The sequence below is a fragment of the Bradyrhizobium arachidis genome, from assembly GCF_015291705.1.
Lineage (GTDB): Bacteria > Pseudomonadota > Alphaproteobacteria > Rhizobiales > Xanthobacteraceae > Bradyrhizobium > Bradyrhizobium arachidis.
In genome coordinates this window covers 9,528,054-9,552,446 of sequence record NZ_CP030050.1, presented here as the reverse complement: position 1 = coordinate 9,552,446, position 24,393 = coordinate 9,528,054, and the positions used below count along the sequence as shown (strand labels likewise).

Sequence of the window (24,393 nt, the reverse complement as noted above, 5' to 3'; positions counted from 1 at the left end):
CACCCTACGAGACCTGTGGCTAATCCACCCTACGAGACCCTCACGCGTTCCCGCGGTCCTCACGGAACAGATCCAGCTTCTGCTGCACTGGCCGGTCCGAGAAGCTGAACAGCACCGCATCGTCATCTGCCTCGTGCGTCACCCACTGCCAGCTCGGCACCACGAACAGATCGCGCGGGCCCCATTCGAACACGGCATCGCCGATGCGGCTGCGGCCGCGTCCCTCGATCGGGCAGAATACCGTCGCGTCGGTCGACCGATAGCGCGCGGTCTTAAAACCCTTCGGCAGCAGCTGGATGAAGGTGCCGATGGTCGGCATCGCGAAATCGCCGGTCTCGGGGTTGCTGAACTTCAGCTTCAGCCCGTGGCAGGCGTCCCATTCCTGGCTCGCGCGAGCTTTTTCCAGCGCCTCGCGGGTGTAGGCATAGGGGTAGCTGAAGATAGGTGACGTCTTCGAGCTCCGCTTCACATCGACCGGCAAGAGGTTGTGGCCGTAGCGCGCAAAACTGTCGCCGGCAGGTTTTGTGATCTTCTGCTGGTCCTCTTTCGACCCCTCCGCAAACGAGCAGTCGAAGAACTGCACCAGGGGAATGTCGAGCCCGTCGAGCCAGAACATCGGCTCATCAGTTTCATTGGAATGATCGTGCCACGTCATCGACGGCGTGATGATGAAGTCGCCGGCCTCCATCGCGGTGCGCTCGCCGTCAACCGCGGTGTGGGCGCCCTTGCCCTCGAGCACGAAGCGCAGCGCCGACTGGCTGTGGCGGTGCGCGGGCGCGACATCGCCTGGCACCACCATCTGCACGCCGGCATAGAGCGATGTCGTGATCTTGGATTGCCCGCGCAGGCCGGGGTTCTCCAGCACCAGCACGCGCCGCTCGGCCTCCTTGGCGGTGATCAGCTTGCCGGCTTCCGTCATGTAGTCGCGGATGACGTCGAACTTCCAGAGGTGGGGCCGGCACGCGCTCTTCGGCTCCGGCGTGATCAAATCGCTCATCACCGTCCACAGCGCGGTGAGGTTCTCGCCGTCGATCTTCTTGTAAAACGCCTCGCGTTCGGGCGTCTTGGTCACGGCTTCCATGGTGCGCTCCCGTTTGTTTTGTTGATTGACAGTATACTGACGATCTAGGTAGCGTCAACGCACAGGGAAACGTCATTCCGGGGCGGCCCGAAGAGCCGAACCCGGAATCTCGAGATTCCGGGTTCGATGCTGACGCATCGCCCCGGAATGACAGAAATAACAGGGAGGGTCTCGATGAAGCTGCACGGCTATTTCCGCTCCAGCGCCGCCTATCGCGTGCGGATCGCGCTGAACCTCAAAGGCCTCGGCGCCGAGCACCTGCCGCATCACTTGCGCAAGGGCGAGCAATGCGCGCCAGCCTATCTCGCCATCAACCCGCAAGGCCTGGTGCCGACACTGGAGAACGATGCGGGCGCAGTGCTGACCCAATCGGTCGCCATCATCGAATGGCTCGACGAGACCCATCCCAATCCGCCGCTGCTGCCGAAGGATCCGCTGCACCGCGCCAAGGTGCGGGCGTTCGCGCTGGCGATCGCCTGCGACACCCATCCGGTGCAGAATCTGAAGGTGCTGGCACGGCTGCGCGAGCTCGGTCTTGCCGAAGAGAAGGTCCAGGACTGGGCCGCGTGGGTCAACCGCGAGGGCCTGTCGGCCTGCGAGACGCTGATCAAGGACGAGAAGGGGCCGTTCTGCTTCGGCGATGCACCGACGCTCGCCGATCTTTGCCTGGTGCCGCAGCTTGCCAATGCGCGCCGCTTCGGCGTCGATGTTTCGGCCTATCCGCGCCTGCTGAAGGCGGAAGCCGCCGCCAAGGCGCTGCCGGCCTTCGCCAATGCCGCACCGGAGAAGCAGCCCGATGCCGAGTAAGCCTGCCGCGCCGATCACGATCGACGCGGTCTATGCCGCGCCGGGCTATCTGTTCCGGCGCATGCAGCAGATCGCGGTCTCGATCTTCATGGAGGAGTGTAGGGCGTTCGACCTCACGCCGGTGCAATACGCCGCGCTGATCGCGATCCACACCCATCCCGGCATCGACGCGACGCGGCTGTCGGCGGTGATCGCGTTCGACCGTTCCACGCTCGGCAGCGTGATCGAGCGGCTGCAGGCCAAGGAGTTTGTCGAGCGCAAGCCGGCGCCGGAGGACAAGCGGATCAAGCTGCTCTATCTGACCAAGGCCGGCGTTGCGATCCTGCGCGAGATCATCCCTGCCGTCGAGCGCGCCCAGGCCCGCATGCTGGAGCCGCTCAAGCCAGCGGACCGCAAGGCGCTGATGGGGCTGCTGACGCAGCTCGTCGATCTCAACAACGAGGCCTCAAGGGTGCCGCTGCGAGCCGAGGATGCGCTGGAGCATCTTGGGAAGGCCGGGTGAGGGGAATGAGGCGATGGTCGCGCCGCACACTCAGATCTCGTAGGGTGGGCAAAGGCGCTCTTGCGCCGTGCCCACGATCTCTCTCTTAATGGGCAACGGTGCGCACGCTTCGCTTTGCCCACCCTACGATTGCGGTGCGTGGATCTGCGTCCTGGCCTCACATCCGCAACAATGCCTGCCGGTCGATCTTCCCCGTGCCCGTCTTCGGCAGCTCGTCGATGAAGATCACCTCGCGCGGATATTTGTAGGGCAGCAGCTTGCCCTTCACATAGTCCTGCAGCCGCCGCGTCGCCTCGCCCTGGTCCGTCGCGCGATTGTTCATCACCACCACCGCCTTCAGCGTCATGCGCCGGTCCGGCAGCTCGGCGGCGAAAACGGCGCATTCGCGGATATCAGGATGGTCGGCGAGGCAGAGCTCGACCTCGAGCGGGTAGACCCACTGGCCGGAGATCTTGATCAGATCATCGGCGCGGCCGCGGAAGAAATGGAAGCCGTCGCTATCGCGGACGAAACGGTCGCCGGTGTAGATCCAGCCGCCCTCGCGGATGGTCTCGGCGGATTTGTCCGGCCGGTTCCAGTACAGCGGCGTGTTGGAATCGCCGCGCACCCACAGAATCCCTTCCTCGTCGTCGCCGACGTCGCGCCCGTCCTTGTCGCGCAGCGCGACCTCGTAGCCGGGTACGCGCAGGCCCGCGGCGCCGAGCTTCTTCTGCTCGGGGCGGTTGGAGAGATAGATGTGAAGCACCTCGGTCGAGCCGAGGCCTTCGACGATCTCGAGGCCCGTGAGCGTCTTCCAGCCGTTGAAGACCTCGGCCGAGAGCACTTCGGCCGCCGAGAGCGACATGCGCAGCGACGAGAAATTCGTTTTGTCCGCGCCCTCGGCCTTGGTCAGCGACGTGTACAGCGTCGGCAGGCCGAAGAAGACCGTCGGCCTGTACTGCTCGATCGCCGCGAAGATCGCAGCCGGCTTCGGCTGGCCCGGCAGCAGCAGCGTTGCGGCGCCGGCCGAGAACGGGAAGGTGACGGAGTTGCCGAACCCATAGGCGAAGAAGATCTTTGGCACAGAGAAGCAGATGTCGTCAGGCGTCAGCTGCAACACGTTCCGCGCAAAGGCGACCTCGCTATAGGCCATGTCGTGCTGGAGATGCACGATGCCCTTGGGCCGGCCGGTCGAGCCGGACGAGTACATCCAGAACGCCATCTCGTTGCGATCGGTGTCGGCTTCGGCAAGCTCGGTCGGGAATGGCGCGAGCCAGCTTGCCGTCGCGAGCGCCGCAGGCGCAGCATGCTCGCCGACCTCGCCATTGACGACGATCAGTGTATGCAGCTTCGTGTCCTTGCAGGCCCCCACATTGAAGCGCGGGCAGAACTCGGCGTCCGCCACCGCAACGGCCGCGCCGGAATCGGCGAGATAGAATTGCAGCAGATCCGGCGGCGTCAGTGTGTTGATCAAGAGCGGCACGAAGCCGGCCCGCACCGCGCCGAAGAAGGCGGCAGGATAAGCCGGCGTGTCGTCGAGGAACAGCAGCACGCGGTCGCCGCGCTTCAAGCCAAGCGAGACAAAGCCGTTGCCCCAGCGGCAAGCTTCCGCGCACAGCTCGGCATAGGTCCGCTTGCCCGCCGGCCCGATCAGCGCGACCTTGTCGCCATGGCCTTTGCCGAGATTGTCGAACAGCACGCGGCTGGCGTTGTAAATGTCCGGAACGGCAAAGCCGATCTCGCGTGCCCCGACGCTGTCGGTCGGCACCTGGTCACGAATCTCATTGCTCATGCGGTTGCCTCGCCGCTGGCGTCTCCGCCGTTCCTGGTGGCCTCGTAGCGCGCCATGAAGGCGGGCGACATGTGGCGCAGGCGTGCATCGTCGATGCGGCCGGAGCGGGTGATGTAGCTGTAGGCGAAGTCCATCAGCTCGAGCTGCATGTGCTGGGCGAAGTGCTCGTACCAGAAGGCCGAGGTGCGTGCGGCATTGACGAGCTTCTGCACGATCGGCTTGCGCGCGGCCTGGTAGCGATGCAGCGCGGTCGACATATGCGCATCCGATTCCAGCGCCTTGACGAGCGCGATGGCATCCTCGATGGCAAGCCGCGTGCCCGAGCCGATCGAGAAATGCGCCGAATGCAGCGCGTCGCCGATCAGCACCATGTTCTTGAACGACCAGTGCTCGTTCCAGACCCACGGGAAGTTGCGCCACACCGATTTGTTGGAGACGAGACAATGGCCGCCGAGCGTGTCGGCAAACACCTCCTCGCAGACGCCCTTGGACTGCTCGACGTCCTTGTAGGCGAAGCCGTAAGCCTGCCAGGTCGCGTGGTCGCACTCGACCAGGAAGGTGCTCATGCTTGGCGAGTAGCGATAATGATGGGCGTTGAAGGCGCCGCGGTCGGTCTTCACGAAGGTCTGCGACAGCGTGTCGAACCGCTTCGAGGTGCCGTACCAGACGAACTTGTTGGAGGAGTAGGACAGCGAGGTGCCGAAATCGCCCTCATAGGCGCGGCGCACCAGCGAGTTCAGCCCATCGGCGGCGACGATCAGATCGTGGCCGTTGAGCTGGTCGACGGAATGGACCTGCGTGTCGAACCGCGGCGTAACGCCGGCATCGAGCGCGCGCTGCTGCAGGAACCTCAACAGCTCGAGCCGCCCGATCGAGGCGAAGCCGACGCCGTCGATGGCGACGCTGTCGCCATGCAGGCTCAGCGTGATGTTCTCCCAGCTCTCCATATGCGGGGCGATCGCGTCGACCGTCTCGGGGTCGTCGGCGCGCAGGAACTCCAGCGCCTGGTCGGAGAACACGACGCCAAAGCCCCAGGTCGCGTCGGCCGGGTTCTGTTCGAACAGGTCGACCTGATCCTCGGGGTGACGCTTCTTCCAGAGATAGGCGAAGTAGAGCCCGCCGGGCCCCCCGCCAATCACGGCGATCCGCAACGTCTTCCTCCCTAATTGACAGTATACTTACTATCTTGGGGGTAGACTAGTGTGCTCCGGCCTCCCACGCCAGCGGAATTATCGGCAGGGCGTGGCGCGCCGAAGCCCGCTTCCGGACACGCGTTTGCGCCTGTCCGAAACCGCTAGATAGGAATCATAGCCAAACCGGGCCGGATTGACCACCCAGGGGGTCAGACGCAGCGCTTCACGTAGACCCCGTCCACCAGCACCCGGGTACAACGAACCACCGGAACCGGCTTGCGGACCACGACGGCGGCGTTGGCGCCGGCGCAGCCGGCGCGATAGACGCCGCGGGCGCATACCACTGCGTTGGCATCCTTGGCCTCGAAGGTCATGGTCGCCTCGAAAGCGAGGAGCGCGGAAGCCATGAGCAGCAACGAACGCATGGTGTTCTCCCGGTCTTGTCGTGATCCGAAATCGGATGTCGGCAAAAGATTTGTCGCGGCAGGCGCGCGAAAATTCATTCGCGCGCTGCCAAATCTCGACACGCGCAATGGCGCGTGAGCTGTGCGTTGTCTATCGCGCCGCGAACGGTGCCAGCACGTCCTTGCACGCCGGCGACAGCGACGCCGCATTGTTAGAGACGCACTGGATGATGCGGCCGCCGCCGGGCGCGACGCCGGCGCAGAGCGAGCGGATGTCGGCGCCGCAGGCGGAGCGGACGATGAACAGCTCTTCGCGCGGCCGCAGCGGGCGCAGCACGATCACGGCCGGCGCCGCGGCGGGCGCTGCTGATGCGCCAGCCGCTGGCGCTGCGGCAGCCGCGCCGCCGCCACCACCAACCGCGGCGGTCACGGCCTTCTCACAGGCCGGCGAAACCTTCGCCTTGTTCTTCTCCAGGCATTCGAGCGCGGGGGCGCCGCCGGGCGGCACGCTGGCGCACACCTTGGGATAATCCGCCCGGCACGCGCTCTTGACCGCGGCGACCTGTGCGCTGCTCGGTTGCTTTACGGCGGCGGCTTTCGGGGCGGCTGCCGCTGCCGGCTTGGCCGCAGGCTCGGCGGCGGGCGCAGCTTCCGTCTTTGCAGGCTCGGACTTCGCCGGTTCAGACTTTGCGGGCGCGGCTTCCGTCTTCGGAGCCGCAGCGGGCTCGACCGCGCGGACTGCCGTTTGGCAACCCGCCGACAGGCTGGACATGTTCTTTGCCAGACATTGATAGGCTTCCACGCCGCCCGGCGTCACGCTCGCACAGTGCGCCATGAAATCCGAGCGGCATGCAGAGCGGATCGCGCTCTTCTGGGCCTCGGTCGGGGCTTGCGCGAATGCGGCTGTTGCAGTTGCGAACAGCGCCGCCGCGAACAGCGCGGTGCGCGTTGAAGCATGTTTCAACGTGTTGAACATTGGGGTGAATTCCTGCCCTGTCGGTAACGCCGACGCTTTATTAAAAGTGATGCAAACAATCTTCGCGGATGATGCGTCGCGAGCGGCATCATTGGCCGCTTCGACCTCTACCGCAAGTAGATATTAGCGTCGCAATTGCGACGTAACTAGAGCATGATCCGGAAAAGTATGCAGCGGTTTTCCGAAAAGAGCATGCTCAAACAATACGTCGTCAGAGCTTCACCATGCGCTTGCCGCGGTTCTCGCCAGCCAGCAATCCGATCAGCGCCTTCGGCGTGTTCTCGAGGCCGTCGATGATGTCCTCCTGCACCTTCAGCTTGCCGGATTTCACCCAGCCCTGGAGATCGGCGAGCGCGCGCGGGCTGTCCTTCATGTAGTCCATCACGATGAAGCCCTGCATCACGAGCCGTTTCACCACGATCAGGCCGGGCACGCCGCGCGGGCCGTGCGCCGCCGGTGTGCCGTCATATTGCGAGATCGCGCCGCAGCAGGCGATGCGGCCGTAATTGTTCATCTGCGGCAGGCATGCTTCCAGAATGTCTCCGCCGACATTGTCGAAATAGACGTCGACCCCCTTCGGCGCCGCCGCGCGCAAGGCCTTGAACACCGCGCCGTCCTTGTAGTCGACGGCGGCATCGAAGCCGAGCTCGGAGGTCAGCCAGTTGCACTTGTCGGCACCGCCGGCGATGCCGACCACGCGGCACCCTTTGATCTTGGCGATCTGCCCGACGATCGAGCCGACCGAGCCCGCGGCCGCGGAGACCACGACCGTCTCACCCTCCTTGGGCTTTCCGACCTCCAGCAAGCCGAAATAGGCGGTGAGCCCGGCGATGCCGAACACGCTGAGCAGATGCGTCATAGGTTCCAGCTTCGGCATCTTGGTCAGATGCTTCGCCGGCACCGCGGCATATTCCTGCCAGCCGGTGTCGCCGAACACGATGTCGCCGGCAGCCAGCTCCGGCGCCTTGGAGCTGACGACCTCGGCGATGCCGCCTCCGGCCATCACGCTGTTGGCCTCCACGGCGGAGCGATAGGTGGCGCCGTGCATCCAGGCGCGGTTGGCGGCGTCGAGCGAGATGTAACGCACGCGCAGCAAAGCCTCGCCGTCCTTCGGCTCCGGCATCGCACCATCGATCATGCCAAAATGTTCGGGGCCGAGCTTGCCGCTGGGCTTTTCCACCAGAAGGATCTGGCGATTGATGGTGCCGCTCATGGCGTTTCCCTCTCCGTTGGCTTGACGATTATTGATGCAGCCGCCGCAAAGGAAACGTGCAAGCTGCATTCGTTGTGCGCTGCATGAAAGCTAGATCGCGCGCCTCTGTTTCGCAATGGGAACATCCCGCAATACGAATGCACGCGAAGCGTGTTGCGTCGCTGTCATATCTGCGACATCATGAAGCGGCCGATGTAGTGGGGGTCTTTCAATGTCGAACAGGTTTACGCAATACATTCTGGCCGCGATGGTGCTGGGCATCGTCATGGGGGCGGCGATCTTCAACTTCCTGCCCGATACGCGCGCCGACTGGGCGTCCTCGATCAACCTGATCGCCATGATGTTCCTGCGCCTGATCAAGATGATCATCGCGCCGCTGGTGTTCGCGACCCTGGTCGGCGGCATCGCGCATATGGGCAGCGGCTCGCGGCTCGGACGCATCTTCGCCAAGACCATGGGCTGGTTCATCAGCGCCTCCTTCGTCTCGCTGCTGCTCGGCCTCGTCATGGTCAATCTGCTCCAGCCCGGCGCGAACTTCCCGGGCACGCTGCCTGCGGCGGGGCAATCGACCGGACTGCCGGTCTCGGCGTTCTCGATCGAGAAATTCCTCACCCATCTGATCCCGACCTCGATCGCGGACGCGATGGCGCAGAACGAGATTCTCCAGATCGTCATCTTCGCCGTGTTCTTCTCGGTGGCGATGGGCTCGATGCCCGAGCGCTCCAAGCCGATCCTGGCGATGATCGACGACGTCGCCCACATCATGCTCAAGGTGACGAGCTACGTGATGCTGTTCGCGCCGCTCGCCGTGTGGGCCGCCATCACCGCCACCGTCGCCAAGAACGGTCTCGGGGTGCTGTGGAAGCTCGTCGTGTTCATGGGCGGTTTCTATCTCGCGCTTGCGATCCTGTGGGCCATCCTGGTGATTGTTGGCTTCGTCGTGATCGGGCCGCGCTACAGCCATCTCCTGAAGCTGATCCGCGAGCCGCTGATGATCGCGTTCTCCACCGCGAGCTCGGAAGCGGCTTATCCGAAGACGCTGGAGGGCCTCACCAAGTTCGGTGCCTCGTCGCGGATCTCGAGCTTCGTGCTGCCGCTCGGTTATTCCTTCAATCTCGACGGCACGATGATGTACTGCACCTTCGCCAGCATCTTCATCGCGCAGACCTATCACATCGAGATGTCGCTCGCGACGCAGCTCGCGATGCTCGCGACCTTGATGATCACCTCCAAGGGCGTTGCCGGCGTGCCGCGCGCCTCCCTCGTAGTGATCGCCTCGACGCTGTCGCAGTTCGGCATCCCCGAGGCGGGCCTGTTGATGATCATGGGCATCGACACCTTCCTCGACATGGGCCGCAGCGCCACCAACGTGATCGGCAACTCGCTGGCGACTGCCGTTGTCGCGAAGTGGGAAGGCGAGCTCGGGCCCGAGCATGAGCTCGGACCCGGCGAGGCGTCGACGCCCGACATGGTGGCCGGCGAATTGCCTGCGATGGCTGGCCATTGACGGAGGTGCATCATGCGCCGCTCATTGGCGATATCGGGTGGCCTGTTGCTGGCAGCATGCCTGCTGGCGACCGGCGTCACTGCGCAGACCGGCGGCAACGAAGGGCTTAGCCCGACGCTGTCGGCGATCAAGAACAGTCACACCGTGCGGCTCGGCTATCGCGAGAGCTCGCCGCCGTTCTCCTTCCTCGACCAGTCGGGCCGGCCGATCGGCTACAGTCTCGAATTGTGCGAGGCCATCGTCGAGGAGATCGGCATCGAGGTCGACGATCCCAATCTGAAGATCGACTACGTCAAGGTCACCTCCGACGACCGCATCGACGCGGTGCTCCAGAACAAGATCGATCTGGAATGCGGCTCGACCACGGCCAACGCCGAGCGCGGCAAGCGCGTCGCGTTCTCGCCGCTGATGTTCGTCGCCGGCACCAAGCTGATGGTGCCGAAGGCGTCCGGCGTCCGGCAGCTGGCCGACCTCAAGGGCAAGACCATCGTGGTGACCAAGGGCACCACCAACGAGCAGGCGATCCAGGCGGCCGACAAGAAGTTCTCGCTGGGGCTGAACATCCTCACCGGCGCCGATCACGAGCAGTCTTACCAGATGCTCGTCGACGGCAAGGCCGATGCGTTCGCCACCGACGACATCCTGCTGTTCGGCCTGATCGCGCGCCACAAGGCGCAGGACAAGTTCCGCGTCACCGGCGATTATCTGTCCTACGATCCCTACGGCATCATGTTCAAGAAAGGCGAGCCGCAGCTCTCCGCCGTGGTCGAGCGCGCCTTCCGCAAGCTCGGCTCCAACCGCGACCTCGTCCCGCTCTACAACAAATGGTTCATCGCGAGGCTGCCCACAGGCGAACGGCTGAACGTGCCGATCTCGCTGCAGCTGGAGGAAGCGTTCAAGGCCATGGACGATTCCGCCAGCGCGAATAATTGAGGGCATCCGTCATCCTGAGGTGCGAGCCCGGCGGTGCAGAGCACCGCTGGGCGAGCCTCGAAGGATGAACGGCCGGGATGCAGCTACAGCAGGGCCGTCGCCCTTCGAGGCATCCGCTTCGCTCCGGCACCTCAGGGTGACGGTGATAGATTGCTGCTCGCGGGAGCATCGCCAAACACCCGATCCAGCGCCGCGTCATACGTCGCCTGCACCAGCTCCGGATGGAGCTTGCCCAGCGCCTCCATCATCACGCCGGAATTGATCTCCAGCACCCGCCACGCGCCGTCGTCGCGCACCACGTCGATCGAAGCGAAGGTGATGCCGATGGCGCTCGCGGCATCGATCGCGAGCTTCACGCAAGCTGCGCGGACCTCGCCGTCCTCCAGCAGCACCGGCTTGGCACCGGCATCGAGATTGTGCCGCCAATCCGCGCCGCGCTGCTTGCTGTAGACGATGCGGGGCACATCGCCGAGCAGGATCACACGGACCTCGTCCTCGATCGCGACATAGGGCGAGATCACGAGCCCTGCACTCATCGAAAAGACCTCGCCGGCCGCGTGGTCGAGTTCCGTCTCGCTCGTCACCTTGAACACCGAGCGCCCCGACGTCCCCTCGTTCGGCTTGACCACCACGCCTTGCGGATGGTCGCGAAGCAGCCCAAGCATTTCCTCTCGCCAGGTGGCGCCAACGATCGTCTTGCCCAGCTTCGGATTGAGGAAGAGGTGATGCGGAATAGAGGGCACGCCCGCAAGCGTCAGCGCCTCGGCGGTCGCGGACTTGTCGTTGGCGAGACGATGGGCGATGGCGCTGTTGAGGCCGATATCGTAGCCGAACGCGAAGCGGCGCATCTCGCCCCGGCGCATCGCGATCAGCCAGCCGCCGGAGCGGACATCGACCGCAATGCCATGGTCCGCGCAATAGCGCCTGATCGCCTGGACGAAGATCCGCTCGCCACTCGCCATCTGTCTCGATCGTTCCTGTCGCCAAAAGCCGCAAAAATGCGGGTATCGGCGCCATTCCGGGGTGAAAATCAGAGCTATTCTTAATGAAATTCTCGCGAGCGCGATGGAAATTAAGTGCTGCCATCGAGCGCCGGAGGGAAAAGAAATTGCCCTTAAACGAGGCTCGGCAGCAAAACCGTTAATAATGCGACCAGTTCTGCGGCAAATGCCTGATAGCCCAGCATCAATTGCATCCGGAACGAGGTTGATTATTGGCCTCAATGGCGTAGATCACACACGCGAAATCCTCCGCCATGGCAATGGTGTCCGCCCCGCTTTCAGGGGCCGGGCAACGCTTTTGCCCTAAAACCGCAATTATTCGGAATATCGAAAATCATGAGCGCGTTTTACCGAGAGAAGGTTCTTTCCGTCCAGCACTGGACCGACACGCTGTTCAGCTTCCGCGCCACGCGCGACACCGGCTTCCGGTTCCAGAACGGCCAGTTCGCCATGATCGGCCTCGAGGTCGACGGCCGGCCGCTGCTGCGCGCCTACAGCATGGCGAGCGCCAACCACGAGGAAGAGCTCGAGTTCTTCTCGATCAAGGTGCAGGACGGCCCGCTGACCTCGCGCCTGCAGAAGATCAAGGAAGGCGACACCATCCTGGTCGGCCGCAAGGCGACCGGCACGCTGATCACCGACAACCTCATCCCCGGCAAGCGGCTGCTGCTGCTCTCGACCGGCACCGGCCTTGCGCCGTTCGCCAGCCTGATCAAGGACCCCGAGGTCTACGACCAGTACGAGAGCATCGTGCTGGTGCATGGCTGCCGCCAGGTCTCCGAGCTCGCCTATGGCGAGAAGCTCGTCGCCTCCCTGCGCGAGGACGAGCTGTTCGGCGAGCTGCTCGCCGACAAGCTGATCTACTATCCAACCGTGACCCGCGAGCCGTTCCGCAACCGCGGCCGCATCACCGACCTGATCAACTCCGAGCAGATCTTCAACGACATCGGGCAAGGTCCCCTCGACATCGCGACCGACCGCATCATGATGTGCGGCAGCCCGGCGATGCTGGAAGAGCTGAAGGTCATGTTCGAAGGCCGCGACTTCATCGAGGGCTCGGGCAACAAGCCCGGCCATTTCGTGATCGAGAAGGCGTTCGTCGAGCGCTAAGCGCGGTTGAATGGGTGGCGCGGTTTCGCGTCACACCCACCCCGTCGTCCCCGACAAGCGCAGCGAAGCTGAGCGCCGATCCGGGACCCATGACCACAGGGAGTGGTTATGCGAGGACTCGGAGGGACGGCCTTCTCTCAGCCACGACATCCTGTGGTTATGGATCCCGGGTCTGCGCTTACGCTTGCCCGGGACGACACCTGAGTTTGTGGACACTCCCGCGGACTCCACTTTCGATTACGCCGCTTGTTCCCGTCTCGCCGTCCAAACCCCATCCCCCTCTGCTGCACTGCAAAACCCGCCCACCGGGCTGATTGATTTTCCTCGGACGAATTCGCTAGCCTGAAACAACGGCCGCGTCATATCCGTATGACAGGCGCGGGCGTATCGTACCGCCCTCATGCTGACGAGAGGATGGGACCGTGGCCGACGACAACAACAAGCAAGAATCGCCCAAACGTCTGGCACTGGCGGAAGAGGGGGTACTGGAAACCCTGCTGCTGCCGTTCTCGCCGCGCTTCATCGTGCTGACGATCTGCGCGGTGGTCACTGCGCTCTTGATCGGCGTCGGCATTGCGGACCGCAAGATCTTCGACATCCTGCTGATCCCGATCGCGATCTTCGGCGCCCTGACGCTGCTCGGCGTCCGCGATCTCATGCAGAAGGGCCATGCGGTCCTGCGCAATTACCCGATCTCGGCGCATATGCGCTTTCTGCTCGAAGAGATCCGCCCCGAGATGCGGCAGTATTTCTTCGAGAGCGAGAAGGACGGCATGCCGTTCTCGCGCGACACCCGTTCGTTAGTCTATCAGCGCGCCAAGATGCAGCTCGACAAGCGGCCGTTCGGCACCCAGGAGGACGTCTATCGCGAGGGCTATGAGTGGATGCATCACTCGGTCTCGCCGAAGACGCACGCCGAGGAGAAATTCCGCATCACCATCGGCGGTCCCGATTGCGCCAAGCCCTATTCGGCCTCGGTGTTCAACATCTCCGCGATGAGCTTTGGCGCACTCAGCCCGAATGCCGTGCGCGCGCTGAATGCCGGCGCCAGGAAGGGCAACTTCGCGCATGACACCGGCGAGGGCGGCTTCAGCCCCTATCACAAGGAGATGGGCGGCGACATCATCTGGGAAATCGGTTCGGGCTATTTCGGCTGCCGTCATCTCGACGGCACGTTCGATCCCGAGGCATTCACCCGCGTCGCGAGCCAGGACCAGATCAAGATGGTCGAGCTCAAGATCAGCCAGGGCGCCAAGCCCGGCCATGGCGGCGTGCTGCCGGCGGCCAAGGTGTCGGAAGAGATTTCCAAGATCCGCGGCGTCGCCATGGGCGAGGACTGCATCTCGCCGGCCTCGCACCGCGCCTTCTCGACGCCAACAGGCATGATGCAGTTCATCGCTGAGATGCGCCGCCTCTCCGGCGGCAAGCCGGCCGGCTTCAAGCTGTGCATCGGCCATTCCTGGGAATTCCTGGCGATCTGCAAGGCGATGCTTCAGACCGGCATCTATCCTGACTTCATCGTCGTCGACGGCAATGAAGGCGGCACCGGCGCCGCGCCGCTGGAGTTCATGGACCATCTGGGCATGCCGATGCGCGAAGGCGTCAATTTCGTCCACAACGCGCTGGTCGGCATCAATGCGCGCGACCGCATCAAGATCGGTGCCTCCGGCAAGATCGCCACCGCCTTCGACATGGCCCGCGCGATGGCGATCGGCGCCGACTGGTGCAATTCGGCGCGCGGCTTCATGTTCTCGCTCGGCTGCATCCAGTCGCTGAGCTGCCACACCGACCGCTGCCCGACCGGCGTCGCGACGCAGGACCCGACCCGGGCGCGCGCGCTCTACGTGCCGCTCAAGATCGACCGCGTGCACAATTATCACCACGCCACGCTGCATTCGCTGACCGAGCTGATTGCCGCCGCCGGCCTGACCCATCCGCAGGAGCTGCGCCCGATCCACTTCACCCAGCGCACCTCGACGACCGACGTGAGATCCTTCGCGCAGCTTTATCCGGCGTTGCGTCCGGGCGAGCTGCTCGAAGGCACGCAAGACCCGCGCTTCCGTGACGCCTGGCGGATGGCGCAGGCGGAGACATTCCAGCCGGCGCTGTGACTGTCAGGTCCGCCGATTGATATCGCCGCGCGTCGCGGCGGCGCGAATTCGTCTGTGAGAAGGGGCGAGCTTTAACGTCTGTGTCAGCTTTGGGTGTAAATTAGACCCATGGATGAGCGGCGCGACAAAGCCAGGCATCGTGTGCTGAAGGCCGGAACGATCGAGTTCGGCGGCGGCGGGATCGACTGCACCATTCGCAATTTCTCGGGCACCGGCGCCGCGCTCGACGTCACCAGCCCGGTCGGCATCCCCGAACACTTCACCCTGTTCGTCACCGCCGACGGAACGCATCATTCCTGCACGGTGGTTTGGCGCAAGGAAAAGCGGATCGGGGTGAAGTTCGGGTGAGGCTCGGCGCGTGTAACGTGAGTTAGCGCCATCAACTCCGCTGTCGTCCCCGCGAAAGCGGGGACCCATAACCACAGGGAGACGTCGCGGCGCAAGCTGGTAACTCCGAGTCTTCGCCAAACTCCTCCCTGGGGTTATGGGTCCCGGATCGCGCTTCGCTTCGCTACGCTTGTCCGGGACGACACTTGAGATTGGCGCTAACCCGTCTCCACCTCACTCAACCGGCTCGCCAATATCTTGTCGATGCGCCGACCGTCGAGGTCGACCACCTCGATGTGCCAGCCGCCGAAGTCGAAGGCGTCACCGACATTGGGCAGCACGCTGAACTGTTGCAGCACGAGGCCCGCGACCGTGTTGTAGCGGTGCGGCGGCAGTTCGATGCCGAGCAGCTCGCCGAATTCGTCGACCGGCATCCAGCCGGAGATCAGCAGCGAATCGTCCTCGCGCCTGACATAGGCCGGCTCCGGCGGTCCCTCCTCCGAATGGAAGGCGCCGACGATCGATTCCAGGATATCGGCGGCGGTCACGATGCCTTCGAACGCGCCGTATTCGTCGTAGACGAGGCCGACGTGAACCGGCGCTGCCTTCAGGATCGCCAGCACGTCGCGCGCGTCCGCGCTGGCTGGAATGCCCGGCGCCTCGCGCACCAGCGCGCGCAGATCCGGCGTGCGCTCGTTCATATAGGCGACCAGCAGATCCTTGGCCTGGAGCACGCCGATCGGCTTGTCGCGGTCGCCGTCCGAGACCGGAAAGCGCGAATGCGGGCTCTTCACGATGATCTCGCGAATCGCCTCGGGCGGATCGTTCAAGTCGATCTCGTCGACCTCGGTGCGCGGCGTCATGACGGCGCCGACCGGGCGGTCGCCGAGCCGCATCACGCCGGCGATCATCTCCTTCTCGCCCGGCTCGAGCACGCCGGCACTTTCGGCCTCGCTGACGAGGTGGTGGATCTCGTCCTCGGACACCTTCTCCTCGGCCTTGCCGCCGCGGCCGAGCAGCGTGAGGATCAGCTTGCCGGAGAGGTCGAGCAGGAACACCAGCGGCAGCGATATCTTCGCCAGCATGTGCATCGCCGGCGCGACCTTGACCGCGATGCTTTCGGGGTCGCGCAGCGCCACCTGCTTCGGCACCAGCTCGCCGACGATCAGCGTGGCGTAGGTGATCAGCGTGACGACGATGCCGACGCCGACGATGTCGGCGATCCCGGCGGAGAGACCAAGCTCGACCAGCCATTGCGTCAGCCGCTGTCCGAGCGTCGCGCCGGAGAATGCGCCCGAGAGCACGCCGACCAACGTGATGCCGATCTGCACCGTCGAGAGGAATTTTCCAGGATCGGCCGCCAGCGTCAGCGCCCGCTCGGCGCCGCGCACGCCCTTGGCGGCGAGCAGCGAGAGGCGGGCCGGACGAGAGGACACCACGGCCAGCTCCGACATGGACAAGAGGCCGTTGATGACGATCAGGACGACGACGATGACGAGTTCGACGGAGAGCATTGACGTTCCGGTTGTAAGCAAGTGTGGCCGGCCGGCGGCACAAGCATTGATATAGGTATTTTGCGAGCAGATGCCGGCAATTCTGTCGCATCCACCCCGCGGGAACCTTTGGGAGGTCAGCGCCCGCGATATCCGCGGAATTACGGGCCTGCCGTTGTTTAACGGGCTCTTAGCCGCCGGCAGCTAGGTTTTCGACATTTGCAGCAATGTATTCGGGGACCCAAGGATGCGGATCGGGAAGCTTTTCGCACTGTCGATGCTGACGGTGACGGTTTTTGCAGTCATTCTCGGCGCCGAGGTGCTCGTACCCCAGACCCGCATCTTCACGAACCGCTCCGACGCGATCAAGACGGTCGAGGCCTTTGGTGCGACCCTGATGGTCAGCCAGCAGGTCGCCGGGCTTCGCGCCCCCTACATCTCTCCGATCTTCCAGGAAGGCACCGCGACGCAGGCCCAGGTCGACGCCGCCGCGAAGGCTGCCAAAGCCGCCGAGGCTTCGTTCGAAGGCGCAAGGCGGGCCATCATGGTGCTGGATGACGGTGCATCCATGGCCGATGGTCTCGACCGCACCCTGCGCCGGCTGAAGGAGATCACCGCGTCCGCAGATCGCGCGATGAGCGTTCCTCTGGCTTCGCGCGACGGCGCCGTGATCAAGGGCTTCCTGCCCGGCGTCGCCGAGGTCATCGCCAATATCGAACCGATCATGAACCGGCTTGAGGGGAAGGTCGTCAATGCCGACTCCTCGCTGGCGGCGCTCTTGAGCCTGGCGCGAACGGCGCAGGACCTGCGCGTTTCCGCCGGCAGCCGGGCCGCCACCCTGTCGCCGGCGCTGAGCGCGCGACGGCCGCTCACGACGGCCGAGTTCTCGCTGATGGACCGCATGCAGGGGCGTGTGGAGACCGATCGCGAACACATCGAGGCCGGTGTCGACCAGCTCGGAAATCCGCCCCGGATCGCCGCCGCATTGAAGGCGGCGACGGAGTCCTATTTCGGCAAGGCCGCGCTCGCGGTCGAGAAGGAGATGCCTGCGGCGCGAGCCGACGGCAAGTACGGGATCAACGCCGACGAGCTCGCCAGCGTCATCGTGCCGGCCATCCAGATGTTCTACGGCGTGCGTGATGCAGCGCTGGCGGAAGCGGCCGAGCGCGCCGCGGCCGCGCGCGACGGCGCGCTGGCAATGCTCGCGCTCGCCGGCGTCGCGGTGCTGGCGCTGCTCGGGACGCTCGGTGGCGTGACCATGATGCTGCGCAGACGCGTGGTGACGCCGCTCGGCCGGCTCGCGGACGTGATCGGAGCGCTCGCGGCCGGACGGCATGAGGTCGAGATCCCCGCGACCGGCCGCAACGACGAGATCGGCCAGGTGGCCGGGTCGCTCCAGCACTTCAAGGATTCGCTGCTCGCCAAGAAGTCCGCCGACGAGGCTGCCGCGATCGAGGCCGAGGCCAAGCTCAAGCGCAGCCAGCGCATGGACCAGGTCGCGCGCGAGTTCGAGGCGATGATCGGCGACGTCATCAACACCGTTTCGTCGGCATCGTCCGAGCTGGAGGTCTCGGCGGGAACGCTGACCAGCTCGGCCGATCAATCGGAAAAGGTCACGGCGACCGTTGCTGCCGCCTCCGAGCAGGCCTCCACCAACGTTCAGACGGTGGCCGCGGCGGCCGAGGAAATGGCCTCGTCGGTGGATGAGATCAGCCGGCAGGTCCAGGACTCCGCACGCATCGCCGGCGAGGCGGTGCAGCAGGCGGAGCGCACCAACGGCCATGTCGGCGAGCTCGCCAGGGCCGCGGGCCGGATCGGCGACGTCGTCGAGCTCATCAGCCAGATCGCGGGCCAGACCAATCTTCTGGCGCTGAACGCCACCATCGAGGCGGCGCGCGCCGGCGAAGCCGGGCGCGGCTTCGCCGTCGTCGCCTCCGAGGTCAAGGCGCTGGCCGAGCAGACCGCCAAGGCCACCGGTGAGATCAGCCAGCAGATCACGGAAATCCAGACGGCGACGGAGGATTCAGTCGGCGCCATCAAGGCAATCGGCGACACCATCAACCGCATGTCCGAGATCGCCTCCGCAATCGCCTCGGCAGTCGAGGAGCAGGGTGCGGCGACGCGGGAGATTTCCCGCAACGTGCAGCAGGCGGCGCGCGGCACCCAGCAGGTCTCCGCCAGCATCGTCGACGTGCAGCGCGGCGCGAGCCAGACCGGATCGGCATCCTCCAACGTGCTCACGGCGGCCAGATCGCTGTCCGGCGAGAGCACGCGTCTCAAGGCTGAGGTCGGAAAGTTTTTGGAGGCGATCCGGGCCGCCTAAAGCATGATCCGGAAAAGTGCGAAGCGGTTTTCCGGAGATCATGCGTAAACAACAACCTAAAGCGCGATGATTCATCCAAATCTCATCGCGCTTTAGAGGTCCGTTGTAGAAAGATGCGGTTTCGCCTAGGCTGACATCGCCGGGGATGTCGCGGCCTCCCCGTGAAGTGGTGATCCCACGCAAGCGCTGCTCGCTGTTCTATGGAGCGAGCAATGGATGGGATCGCAATCGAGCTTCCGCTTTTTCTGTTGGCCACCTTCGCCGGCGCGTTCGTCGCCGGCCTCTCCGGCTTCGCCTTCGGCCTCGTCGCGGCATCGCTGTGGCTGTACGTGCTGACGCCGCTTCAGAGCGCCAGCCTGATCGTCGGCTTTGGCCTTCTGGTGCAGGGCTATTCGGTCTGGAAGTTGCGTGCCGCGCTCGACTGGCGCCGGCTGTGGCCCTTCATCGTCGGTGCAGTCATCGGCGTGCCGGCCGGGGTGTCGCTTCTGACCTGGGCTGATCCGAAGAGTGTCCGCATCGCGGTTGGAGCAATTCTGATCGCCTACAGCCTCTATGCATTCTTCCGGCCGCAGCTCAAGGTCGCGGTGGTCGTTCCGCCGGCTGCCGACATGACGGTCGGCTTCGTCAACGGCCTGCTCGGCGGACTGACCGGCCTTGCCGGCATCATCATTACGATCTGGTGCAATCTGCGCGGCCTGCCCAAGGACGTCCAGCGCGCCACGTTCCAGCCCGTCGCAGTGGTGGTGTTCGCCATGGCGGCGCTCTGGCTCGGTGCCAAGGGATCGCTCACGCTCGACACGGCGAAGCTGTTCGCGCTCGGACTGCCGTTCCTGTTCGCCGGCACCTGGCTCGGGCTGAAACTTTTCGGCCGCATCGACGAGGCCGCGTTCCGCAAGCTCGTGCTTGCGCTGCTGCTCGTCTCGGGCGTTGCGCTGCTGTTCTGAGCCCGCTCAGAACTCGCCGTGCAACCGTCCTGAAAACACCGACACCGGGCCGCGATCGGCGTTGTAGGCGGGATTGACGATGAGCTGGTAGTCGGCGGTGAGGGTGAGATTCTTGTTCAGGGCGTAGGCGTAATAGGTTTCGAGGATGCGCTCGTTGCGGTAGTTCAGCGCGCCGTCGCCAACCAACACGCCGAGGCCGCCGGCGGCGAGGAAGTCGCGATAGTCCTGCGACAGTCCGTTGATGGCGCCGCCGATGCCGATCACGTCGTCGGGCCGGCCCCATTTAGTGCCCTTGATCGACAGGCCGCCGGACAGGCTGCGGTTGATGTCGGTGAACGCGAGCGTCTCGGTCTTGCCGTCGTTCCAGCTCCAGCGGCCGAACAGTCCGAGATCTTCGGTGATCGCCTGTTCGAGGTTGACGACATAACCGACCTTGAGACGGCCGCGCCGGGTCTGTGCGATGTCGAGATTGAGCGCGGGATTGTCGAGCGTTTCGCGGAAGCTGCCCATGTTGGCGCTGTCGACCCAGCCCATGGTCCTGAGCTTGCCGGGTTGGCCGAACAGCGAATAGCGCGTCTCGAGCTCGAGCACGTACTGGCCGCGCTCGCCGACCCTGGTGTCGAAATGATTTGAATTGGACTCCGCGACCATCAGGAAATAGCCGCCCCGCAGCGCCCATTGCTTCTGGTTGAGCTCGGCGGTGACGCCATAGGTGAGGCCGACCTTGTCGGCGGAATAGTCGAAGGCACCGGGCGCCCATATCGACCAGTTCATGAAGTCCTTGCGGGTGTCCTTGGCATAGGCATTGCCGTCGAACACGTCGACCACCGCGAACTTGCCGGCCTGCACGGTGAGTCGGGATACGTCGACCTTCTGGCCGAGCTGCAGCTGACCGCTCGCAAGCTCTTCCTGCTCGCCGCCGAAGCCGAAGGTCTGACGCACGAAGAGGCGCGAGGTGTTGTAGTGCGGGTAGGGGAAATTCGACTTCTGCGCCTCGCCGTTGGGAAAGCCGGCGGCGCCGACCGTGTCGTTCAATCCAAAACCCTGGAGCAGCTCGGGATTGTAATAGACCTCGCCGCCGTCCCACAGCCGCGCGTTCAGGAACAGGCTGTTGCTCCAGGTCGCCTTGGCTTGGCGCGACGGCGAGAGCGAGTTCGGTCCACTGTAGAGGGCAGGAAACGACGGATAGCCCTGCGGGATATACGTGCTCTGCCCGTGGATCTCCCAGCGATCCGATTCCGTGTCGATCAGCGAGCTGTTCGGATTGTAGCCCGGCATGCCCGGCCAATCGACCTTGCGGTTGAGGCCGAGCCTGACCGACTGGACGTCGAGCGAAGACGAGCTGTATTGGGCGCCCGTGGAGAAGGCGACGTGGGCGCCGTCGAAGCGGCTGTAGAGATATTCGAGCCGCGCGCTCCAATGCGGTGCGAAGCCGTACTCGACGCCGGCGCCCGCGATCCAGCCGGGCCGCGTGTTCAGGATTTTCGGCACCGCTTCCCCGGAGGCCGGCGCGTCGAAATAGCGTTCGCCCATCCACGCAAAGCCGCCGGTGGCGTAGACCAGCCACGGACCGCTGGTGTAGCCGACGCGGCCGCGCAGGCTGGCGGTGTAGTCCCATTGCTGCGTGACCGTGTTGGCCGGCGTTGCCAGGAACGACACGATCGAATTCGAGGTGATGTAGTTGGGAAACGAGAAATCGCCTTCGACGCCGACCAGCCAGCCGGAGTTGAGGCGGTAATTGTAGCCGGCCTGCACGCCGCCGATCATGCCGCTGAAGAGGCCGCTGTCGCCGAGTGCGGTGCCGTCGTTCAGGGCAAAGCGCGACGAACCGCGGCTGTAGCCGGCATGCGCGCCGATATAGAAGCCGGTCCAGTCATAAACCGCTCTCAGCGCCGGCGCCTTCAGCGGCAGATCGGCAGCAAAGCTCGCGGCGGGAAAAGTCAGCACGCCCGAGGCGATCGCCGCGGCCGTCCGCAAGTACCTGTAACGGTGACCTCTCAACGTCAAGCGCACGCCCCCAAACGCGAATATGCCTCGCCGGACTATCCCTGCCGATTCGCCGCGGCCCTGTCATCAGGACTCGGGTGCTGACGCGATCGGAGGAGATGATCGCGATTCGCCGCGATTTCTTCCGAGCTTTTCGCCAAGCCCCTGAGCCTGCTCGGAACCTTATTGCGATTAATTCGCAATAGCAACTGGCGCCCGTTGCCGCAGACGATGGTTCGCACCGCTGTGTGACGTCACTGCAACAAATTCCCGGGCTCCCCAAATGGATGACCCCGCCCGGGGGGACAGCCGGGCGGGGTCGGGGGCACGACACGGGGTGGATGAGGCGCCCGTGTCGGACGCAGGATCCACGTGTGAGATCGGCCTCAGGTACCTGGATCAGTAGCAGGTACGAACGCGGCCGACGTATTGGCCGAAGGCGTTGTACTGGGCGACCCAGCCGCAGCGGTGATAGCCGTAGTAATAGGGGTCGTTGCTGGCGGCGATGGCGGAGCCGACCACGGCGGCGGTGGCGATGCCGGCGCCTACGCCGAAGACCCAGCCGGGCGGCTTGGCTTGCGCCTGCGAAGTGGTGGACACCATGGTGCCGGTGACGGCGAGGGCCGCGAGAGCTGCGGCGGCAATCTTGGTCTTGATCGACATGTGAAACTCCATCCGGGTTGAGGCGGTCCGTTGTGGTCCGCGTGCCCAATTGGACGGAGCCTTGTCGCGTCCGGTTCGAACGCCCCAGAGGCGCGGCTGGCGCGAAGCTCTTTCCCCAGCGATTCCAGCAGGATGCGGGTTAGCCGAGGGGGCCCTTGGCGAGCCTGTTCACGTCGAAGTTATCGACCTCGCTCAGCAACTCGCAAAAGGCGCGCGCGCCCTGGTCGATGAGCCGCTCGCCCTTCTCCGCGACGGCCAGGGTCGCGTTGCCGACCGCGCCGCTGGCGTTGAGATCCTGCGCCTGCCAGGCAAACGGCGCCGGCCGCTGCGTCGACAGCCAGCGATATTGCTGCTCCAGCGCGATGCTGCTTGCGGGAAAATCCGCGATCGCTTCCTTGCGCACCCGATCGGGATAGTGCGCCAGCATGATCGAGGTCTCCACCGCGCCGCCGTGAATGCCGTGGCGCACCTCATCGGCCGGGAACAATGTGTCCGCCCCTGAGAGCCGCGACCACGACGTCGTCACCACGAAGAGCTTGTGATGCGCGCGAAGATCCTGCGCCACCAGCATCATGGCCGCGCTGTTGCCGCCATGGCTGGTGATGATGACGAGCTTCTTCACCCCGCGCCGTGCGATGTCCTCGCCGATTGCGGTCCATCGCTTCAGCGCGGTTTCGGTGGGCAAAGTCTGGGTACCCGGATAGTCGATATGCTCGGTGGAGATCCCGACCGGTTCAACGGGAAGAAAGCTGGCCGGAACGCTTGCGGGCAGAAGCTCGCGCACGCGCGCGAGATACGCGTCGGCGATCAGCACGTCGGTCTCGAGCGGCAGATGCGGGCCATGTTGCTCGGTCGCGGCCAGCGGCAGCACCGCGATCCAGCGCGCTACATCCGCGAGGGCAGCGTCGGCCCAGCGGATCCCGGTCCAGTCGCGGGACGGCGTCATCAAGGTTTCTTTGCCCGAATTTGTCACGTAATTTGGGGTTATGAGGGGACGCGGGCCAGGCCGGCTCGCGTCCCCGAACTTCATGCGGTTTTATCGCGTTGGTTTGGTGTCGGCTAGAAGCGATCGACGGAGTGCCATCATGACCCCCTCTCATCTGCGGCGAGCGTTAACGGCGGGCTTGTTGGCCGCTGTCGTCACTCTTGCGCCGGCGCGCGCCGAAACCCTCGACAAGGTCACCTTCGGCACCAACTGGGTCGCCGAGGCCGAGCATGGCGGCTTCTTCCAGGCGGTCGCAGACGGCACCTACAAGAAATACGGCCTCGACGTCACCATCGTCCCCGGCGGGCCCAACGAGAACAACCGGATGCTGCTGATCGCCGGCAAGATCGATTTCTTCATGGCCGCGAACACGCTGATGTCGTTCGACGCGGTCGCCAACAACGTTCCCGTCGTCACCATCGCCGCGGTGTTCCAGAAGGACCCGCAGGTGATGCTGACGCAGCCCGACGCCAAGGTCGCCAAGATCGAGGACCTCAAGCCGCTGACGCTGTTCGTCTCCAAGGAGGGCATGACCAGCTATTTCCAGTGGCTGAAGTCCGAATACGGTTTCAGCGAGAAGAACGTGCGTCCCTACAATTTCAACCCGCAGCCCTTCATCGCCAATCCCAAGAGCGCGATGCAGGGCTACGTCACCTCCGAGCCCTTCGCGGTCGAGAAGGCCGCCGGCTTCAAGCCCAACGTGCTGCTGCTCGCCGATTACGGCTTCAACACCTATTCGACCCTGATCGAGACCCGCCGCGAGATCGCCGAGAAGAAGCCGGACCTGGTGCAGCGCTTCGTCGATGCCTCCATGATCGGCTGGTACAATTACATCTACGGCGACAATTCCGCCGGCAATGCCATGATCAAGCAGCTCAACCCGGAGATGACCGACGAGTTGCTGAAATACTCCGTCGCCAAGATGAAGGAATACGGCATCGTCGATTCCGGCGAGTCATTGAAGAACGGCATCGGCGCGATGAGCGACGAGCGCTACACCTCCTTCTTCAACAAGATGGTGAAGGCGGGCGTGGTGAAGGCCGATCTCGACTTCCGCAAGTCCTACACGCTGCGCTTCGTCAACAAGGGCGTCGGCGTCGAGCTGCGCCCGAGCAAGCCGTAA

At 64.5% G+C, this 24,393-nt stretch carries 21 protein-coding genes; 10 read left to right on the top strand and 11 right to left on the bottom strand.

Going from position 1 to position 24,393, the window contains the following annotated elements:
* Window positions 1-40: 40 nt before the first annotated feature.
* The gene (gtdA, locus tag WN72_RS45075) at window positions 41-1,081 is read right to left on the bottom strand and encodes a gentisate 1,2-dioxygenase (RefSeq protein WP_092212170.1); all 1,041 of its coding nucleotides are present in this window, start codon (window positions 1,079-1,081) and stop codon (window positions 41-43) included.
* Window positions 1,082-1,255: 174 nt separating this feature from the next.
* Here gtdA and maiA point away from each other — a divergent pair, with 174 nt between their 5' ends.
* Both maiA and WN72_RS45065 read left to right on the top strand, forming a co-directional pair.
* Window positions 1,256-1,888: a maleylacetoacetate isomerase gene (maiA, locus tag WN72_RS45070; protein ID WP_092212172.1), complete on the top strand. Its 633-nt coding sequence runs from the start codon at window positions 1,256-1,258 to the stop codon at window positions 1,886-1,888.
* Window positions 1,878-2,390, top strand: a complete 513-nt coding sequence (locus tag WN72_RS45065) for a MarR family winged helix-turn-helix transcriptional regulator (protein WP_167380590.1) — start codon at window positions 1,878-1,880, stop codon at window positions 2,388-2,390. The genes maiA and WN72_RS45065 overlap by 11 nt, the downstream gene beginning before the upstream one ends.
* A gap of 157 nt (window positions 2,391-2,547) precedes the next feature.
* Here the strand turns inward: WN72_RS45065 and WN72_RS45060 are convergent, their stop codons facing one another.
* From WN72_RS45060 to WN72_RS45040, 5 genes are all read right to left on the bottom strand, one after another.
* Window positions 2,548-4,161: a benzoate-CoA ligase family protein gene (locus WN72_RS45060; protein ID WP_092212176.1), complete on the bottom strand. Its 1,614-nt coding sequence runs from the start codon at window positions 4,159-4,161 to the stop codon at window positions 2,548-2,550.
* The gene (locus tag WN72_RS45055; RefSeq protein ID WP_167380591.1) at window positions 4,158-5,312 is read right to left on the bottom strand and encodes an FAD-dependent monooxygenase; all 1,155 of its coding nucleotides are present in this window, start codon (window positions 5,310-5,312) and stop codon (window positions 4,158-4,160) included. The genes WN72_RS45060 and WN72_RS45055 overlap by 4 nt, the downstream gene beginning before the upstream one ends.
* A gap of 191 nt (window positions 5,313-5,503) precedes the next feature.
* Complete coding sequence (locus WN72_RS45050; RefSeq protein ID WP_092212411.1) at window positions 5,504-5,719, bottom strand: hypothetical protein; 216 nt, start codon at window positions 5,717-5,719, stop codon at window positions 5,504-5,506.
* A gap of 130 nt (window positions 5,720-5,849) precedes the next feature.
* Entirely contained in the window at window positions 5,850-6,674 is an 825-nt protein-coding gene (locus WN72_RS45045) for a hypothetical protein (protein ID WP_092212178.1), read from the bottom strand.
* Between the two features lie 211 nt (window positions 6,675-6,885).
* Window positions 6,886-7,887: an NADP-dependent oxidoreductase gene (locus WN72_RS45040; protein WP_092212180.1), complete on the bottom strand. Its 1,002-nt coding sequence runs from the start codon at window positions 7,885-7,887 to the stop codon at window positions 6,886-6,888.
* Between the two features lie 211 nt (window positions 7,888-8,098).
* Here WN72_RS45040 and WN72_RS45035 point away from each other — a divergent pair, with 211 nt between their 5' ends.
* The gene (locus WN72_RS45035) at window positions 8,099-9,394 is read left to right on the top strand and encodes a dicarboxylate/amino acid:cation symporter (RefSeq protein ID WP_027564206.1); all 1,296 of its coding nucleotides are present in this window, start codon (window positions 8,099-8,101) and stop codon (window positions 9,392-9,394) included.
* A 12-nt stretch (window positions 9,395-9,406) separates the two neighbouring features.
* Window positions 9,407-10,327, top strand: coding sequence for an amino acid ABC transporter substrate-binding protein (locus WN72_RS45030; RefSeq protein WP_092212182.1), 921 nt, complete (start codon window positions 9,407-9,409; stop codon window positions 10,325-10,327).
* A gap of 131 nt (window positions 10,328-10,458) precedes the next feature.
* Here WN72_RS45030 and WN72_RS45025 read toward each other — a convergent pair whose 3' ends face one another.
* Entirely contained in the window at window positions 10,459-11,289 is an 831-nt protein-coding gene (locus WN72_RS45025; protein WP_092212184.1) for an ATP-grasp domain-containing protein, read from the bottom strand.
* 375 nt (window positions 11,290-11,664) lie between these two features.
* Here WN72_RS45025 and WN72_RS45020 point away from each other — a divergent pair, with 375 nt between their 5' ends.
* The 3 genes from WN72_RS45020 to WN72_RS45010 all read left to right on the top strand — a co-directional run bounded on the left by WN72_RS45020 (window position 11,665) and on the right by WN72_RS45010 (window position 14,897).
* On the top strand, window positions 11,665-12,438 hold the full coding sequence (locus tag WN72_RS45020; RefSeq protein WP_027564209.1) for a ferredoxin--NADP reductase: 774 nt from the start codon (window positions 11,665-11,667) through the stop codon (window positions 12,436-12,438).
* 422 nt (window positions 12,439-12,860) lie between these two features.
* Window positions 12,861-14,549 (top strand): FMN-binding glutamate synthase family protein, encoded by a 1,689-nt coding sequence (locus tag WN72_RS45015; protein WP_027564210.1) that lies wholly within the window; start codon window positions 12,861-12,863, stop codon window positions 14,547-14,549.
* A gap of 108 nt (window positions 14,550-14,657) precedes the next feature.
* Entirely contained in the window at window positions 14,658-14,897 is a 240-nt protein-coding gene (locus tag WN72_RS45010) for a PilZ domain-containing protein (RefSeq protein ID WP_027564211.1), read from the top strand.
* Window positions 14,898-15,094: 197 nt separating this feature from the next.
* On the opposite strand, the gene WN72_RS45005 is transcribed toward WN72_RS45010, so the two are convergent.
* Entirely contained in the window at window positions 15,095-16,390 is a 1,296-nt protein-coding gene (locus WN72_RS45005; RefSeq protein WP_092212186.1) for a hemolysin family protein, read from the bottom strand.
* Between the two features lie 226 nt (window positions 16,391-16,616).
* Between WN72_RS45005 and WN72_RS45000 the strand changes: the two genes are divergently transcribed.
* Window positions 16,617-18,692 (top strand): methyl-accepting chemotaxis protein, encoded by a 2,076-nt coding sequence (locus WN72_RS45000; protein ID WP_092212188.1) that lies wholly within the window; start codon window positions 16,617-16,619, stop codon window positions 18,690-18,692.
* Between the two features lie 212 nt (window positions 18,693-18,904).
* Window positions 18,905-19,636, top strand: coding sequence for a sulfite exporter TauE/SafE family protein (locus tag WN72_RS44995; protein WP_092212190.1), 732 nt, complete (start codon window positions 18,905-18,907; stop codon window positions 19,634-19,636).
* 6 nt (window positions 19,637-19,642) lie between these two features.
* On the opposite strand, the gene WN72_RS44990 is transcribed toward WN72_RS44995, so the two are convergent.
* The 3 genes from WN72_RS44990 to WN72_RS44980 form a co-directional block, all read right to left on the bottom strand.
* Window positions 19,643-21,613 (bottom strand): carbohydrate porin, encoded by a 1,971-nt coding sequence (locus WN72_RS44990; protein ID WP_092212192.1) that lies wholly within the window; start codon window positions 21,611-21,613, stop codon window positions 19,643-19,645.
* Between the two features lie 408 nt (window positions 21,614-22,021).
* Entirely contained in the window at window positions 22,022-22,285 is a 264-nt protein-coding gene (locus tag WN72_RS44985) for a hypothetical protein (RefSeq protein ID WP_027564216.1), read from the bottom strand.
* Window positions 22,286-22,424: 139 nt separating this feature from the next.
* A complete protein-coding gene (locus WN72_RS44980; RefSeq protein WP_092212196.1) occupies window positions 22,425-23,231 on the bottom strand; it encodes a creatininase family protein in 807 nt (268 codons plus the stop codon).
* A 139-nt stretch (window positions 23,232-23,370) separates the two neighbouring features.
* On the opposite strand from WN72_RS44980, the gene WN72_RS44975 reads away from it, so the two are divergent.
* On the top strand, window positions 23,371-24,393 hold the full coding sequence (locus tag WN72_RS44975; protein ID WP_027564218.1) for an ABC transporter substrate-binding protein: 1,023 nt from the start codon (window positions 23,371-23,373) through the stop codon (window positions 24,391-24,393).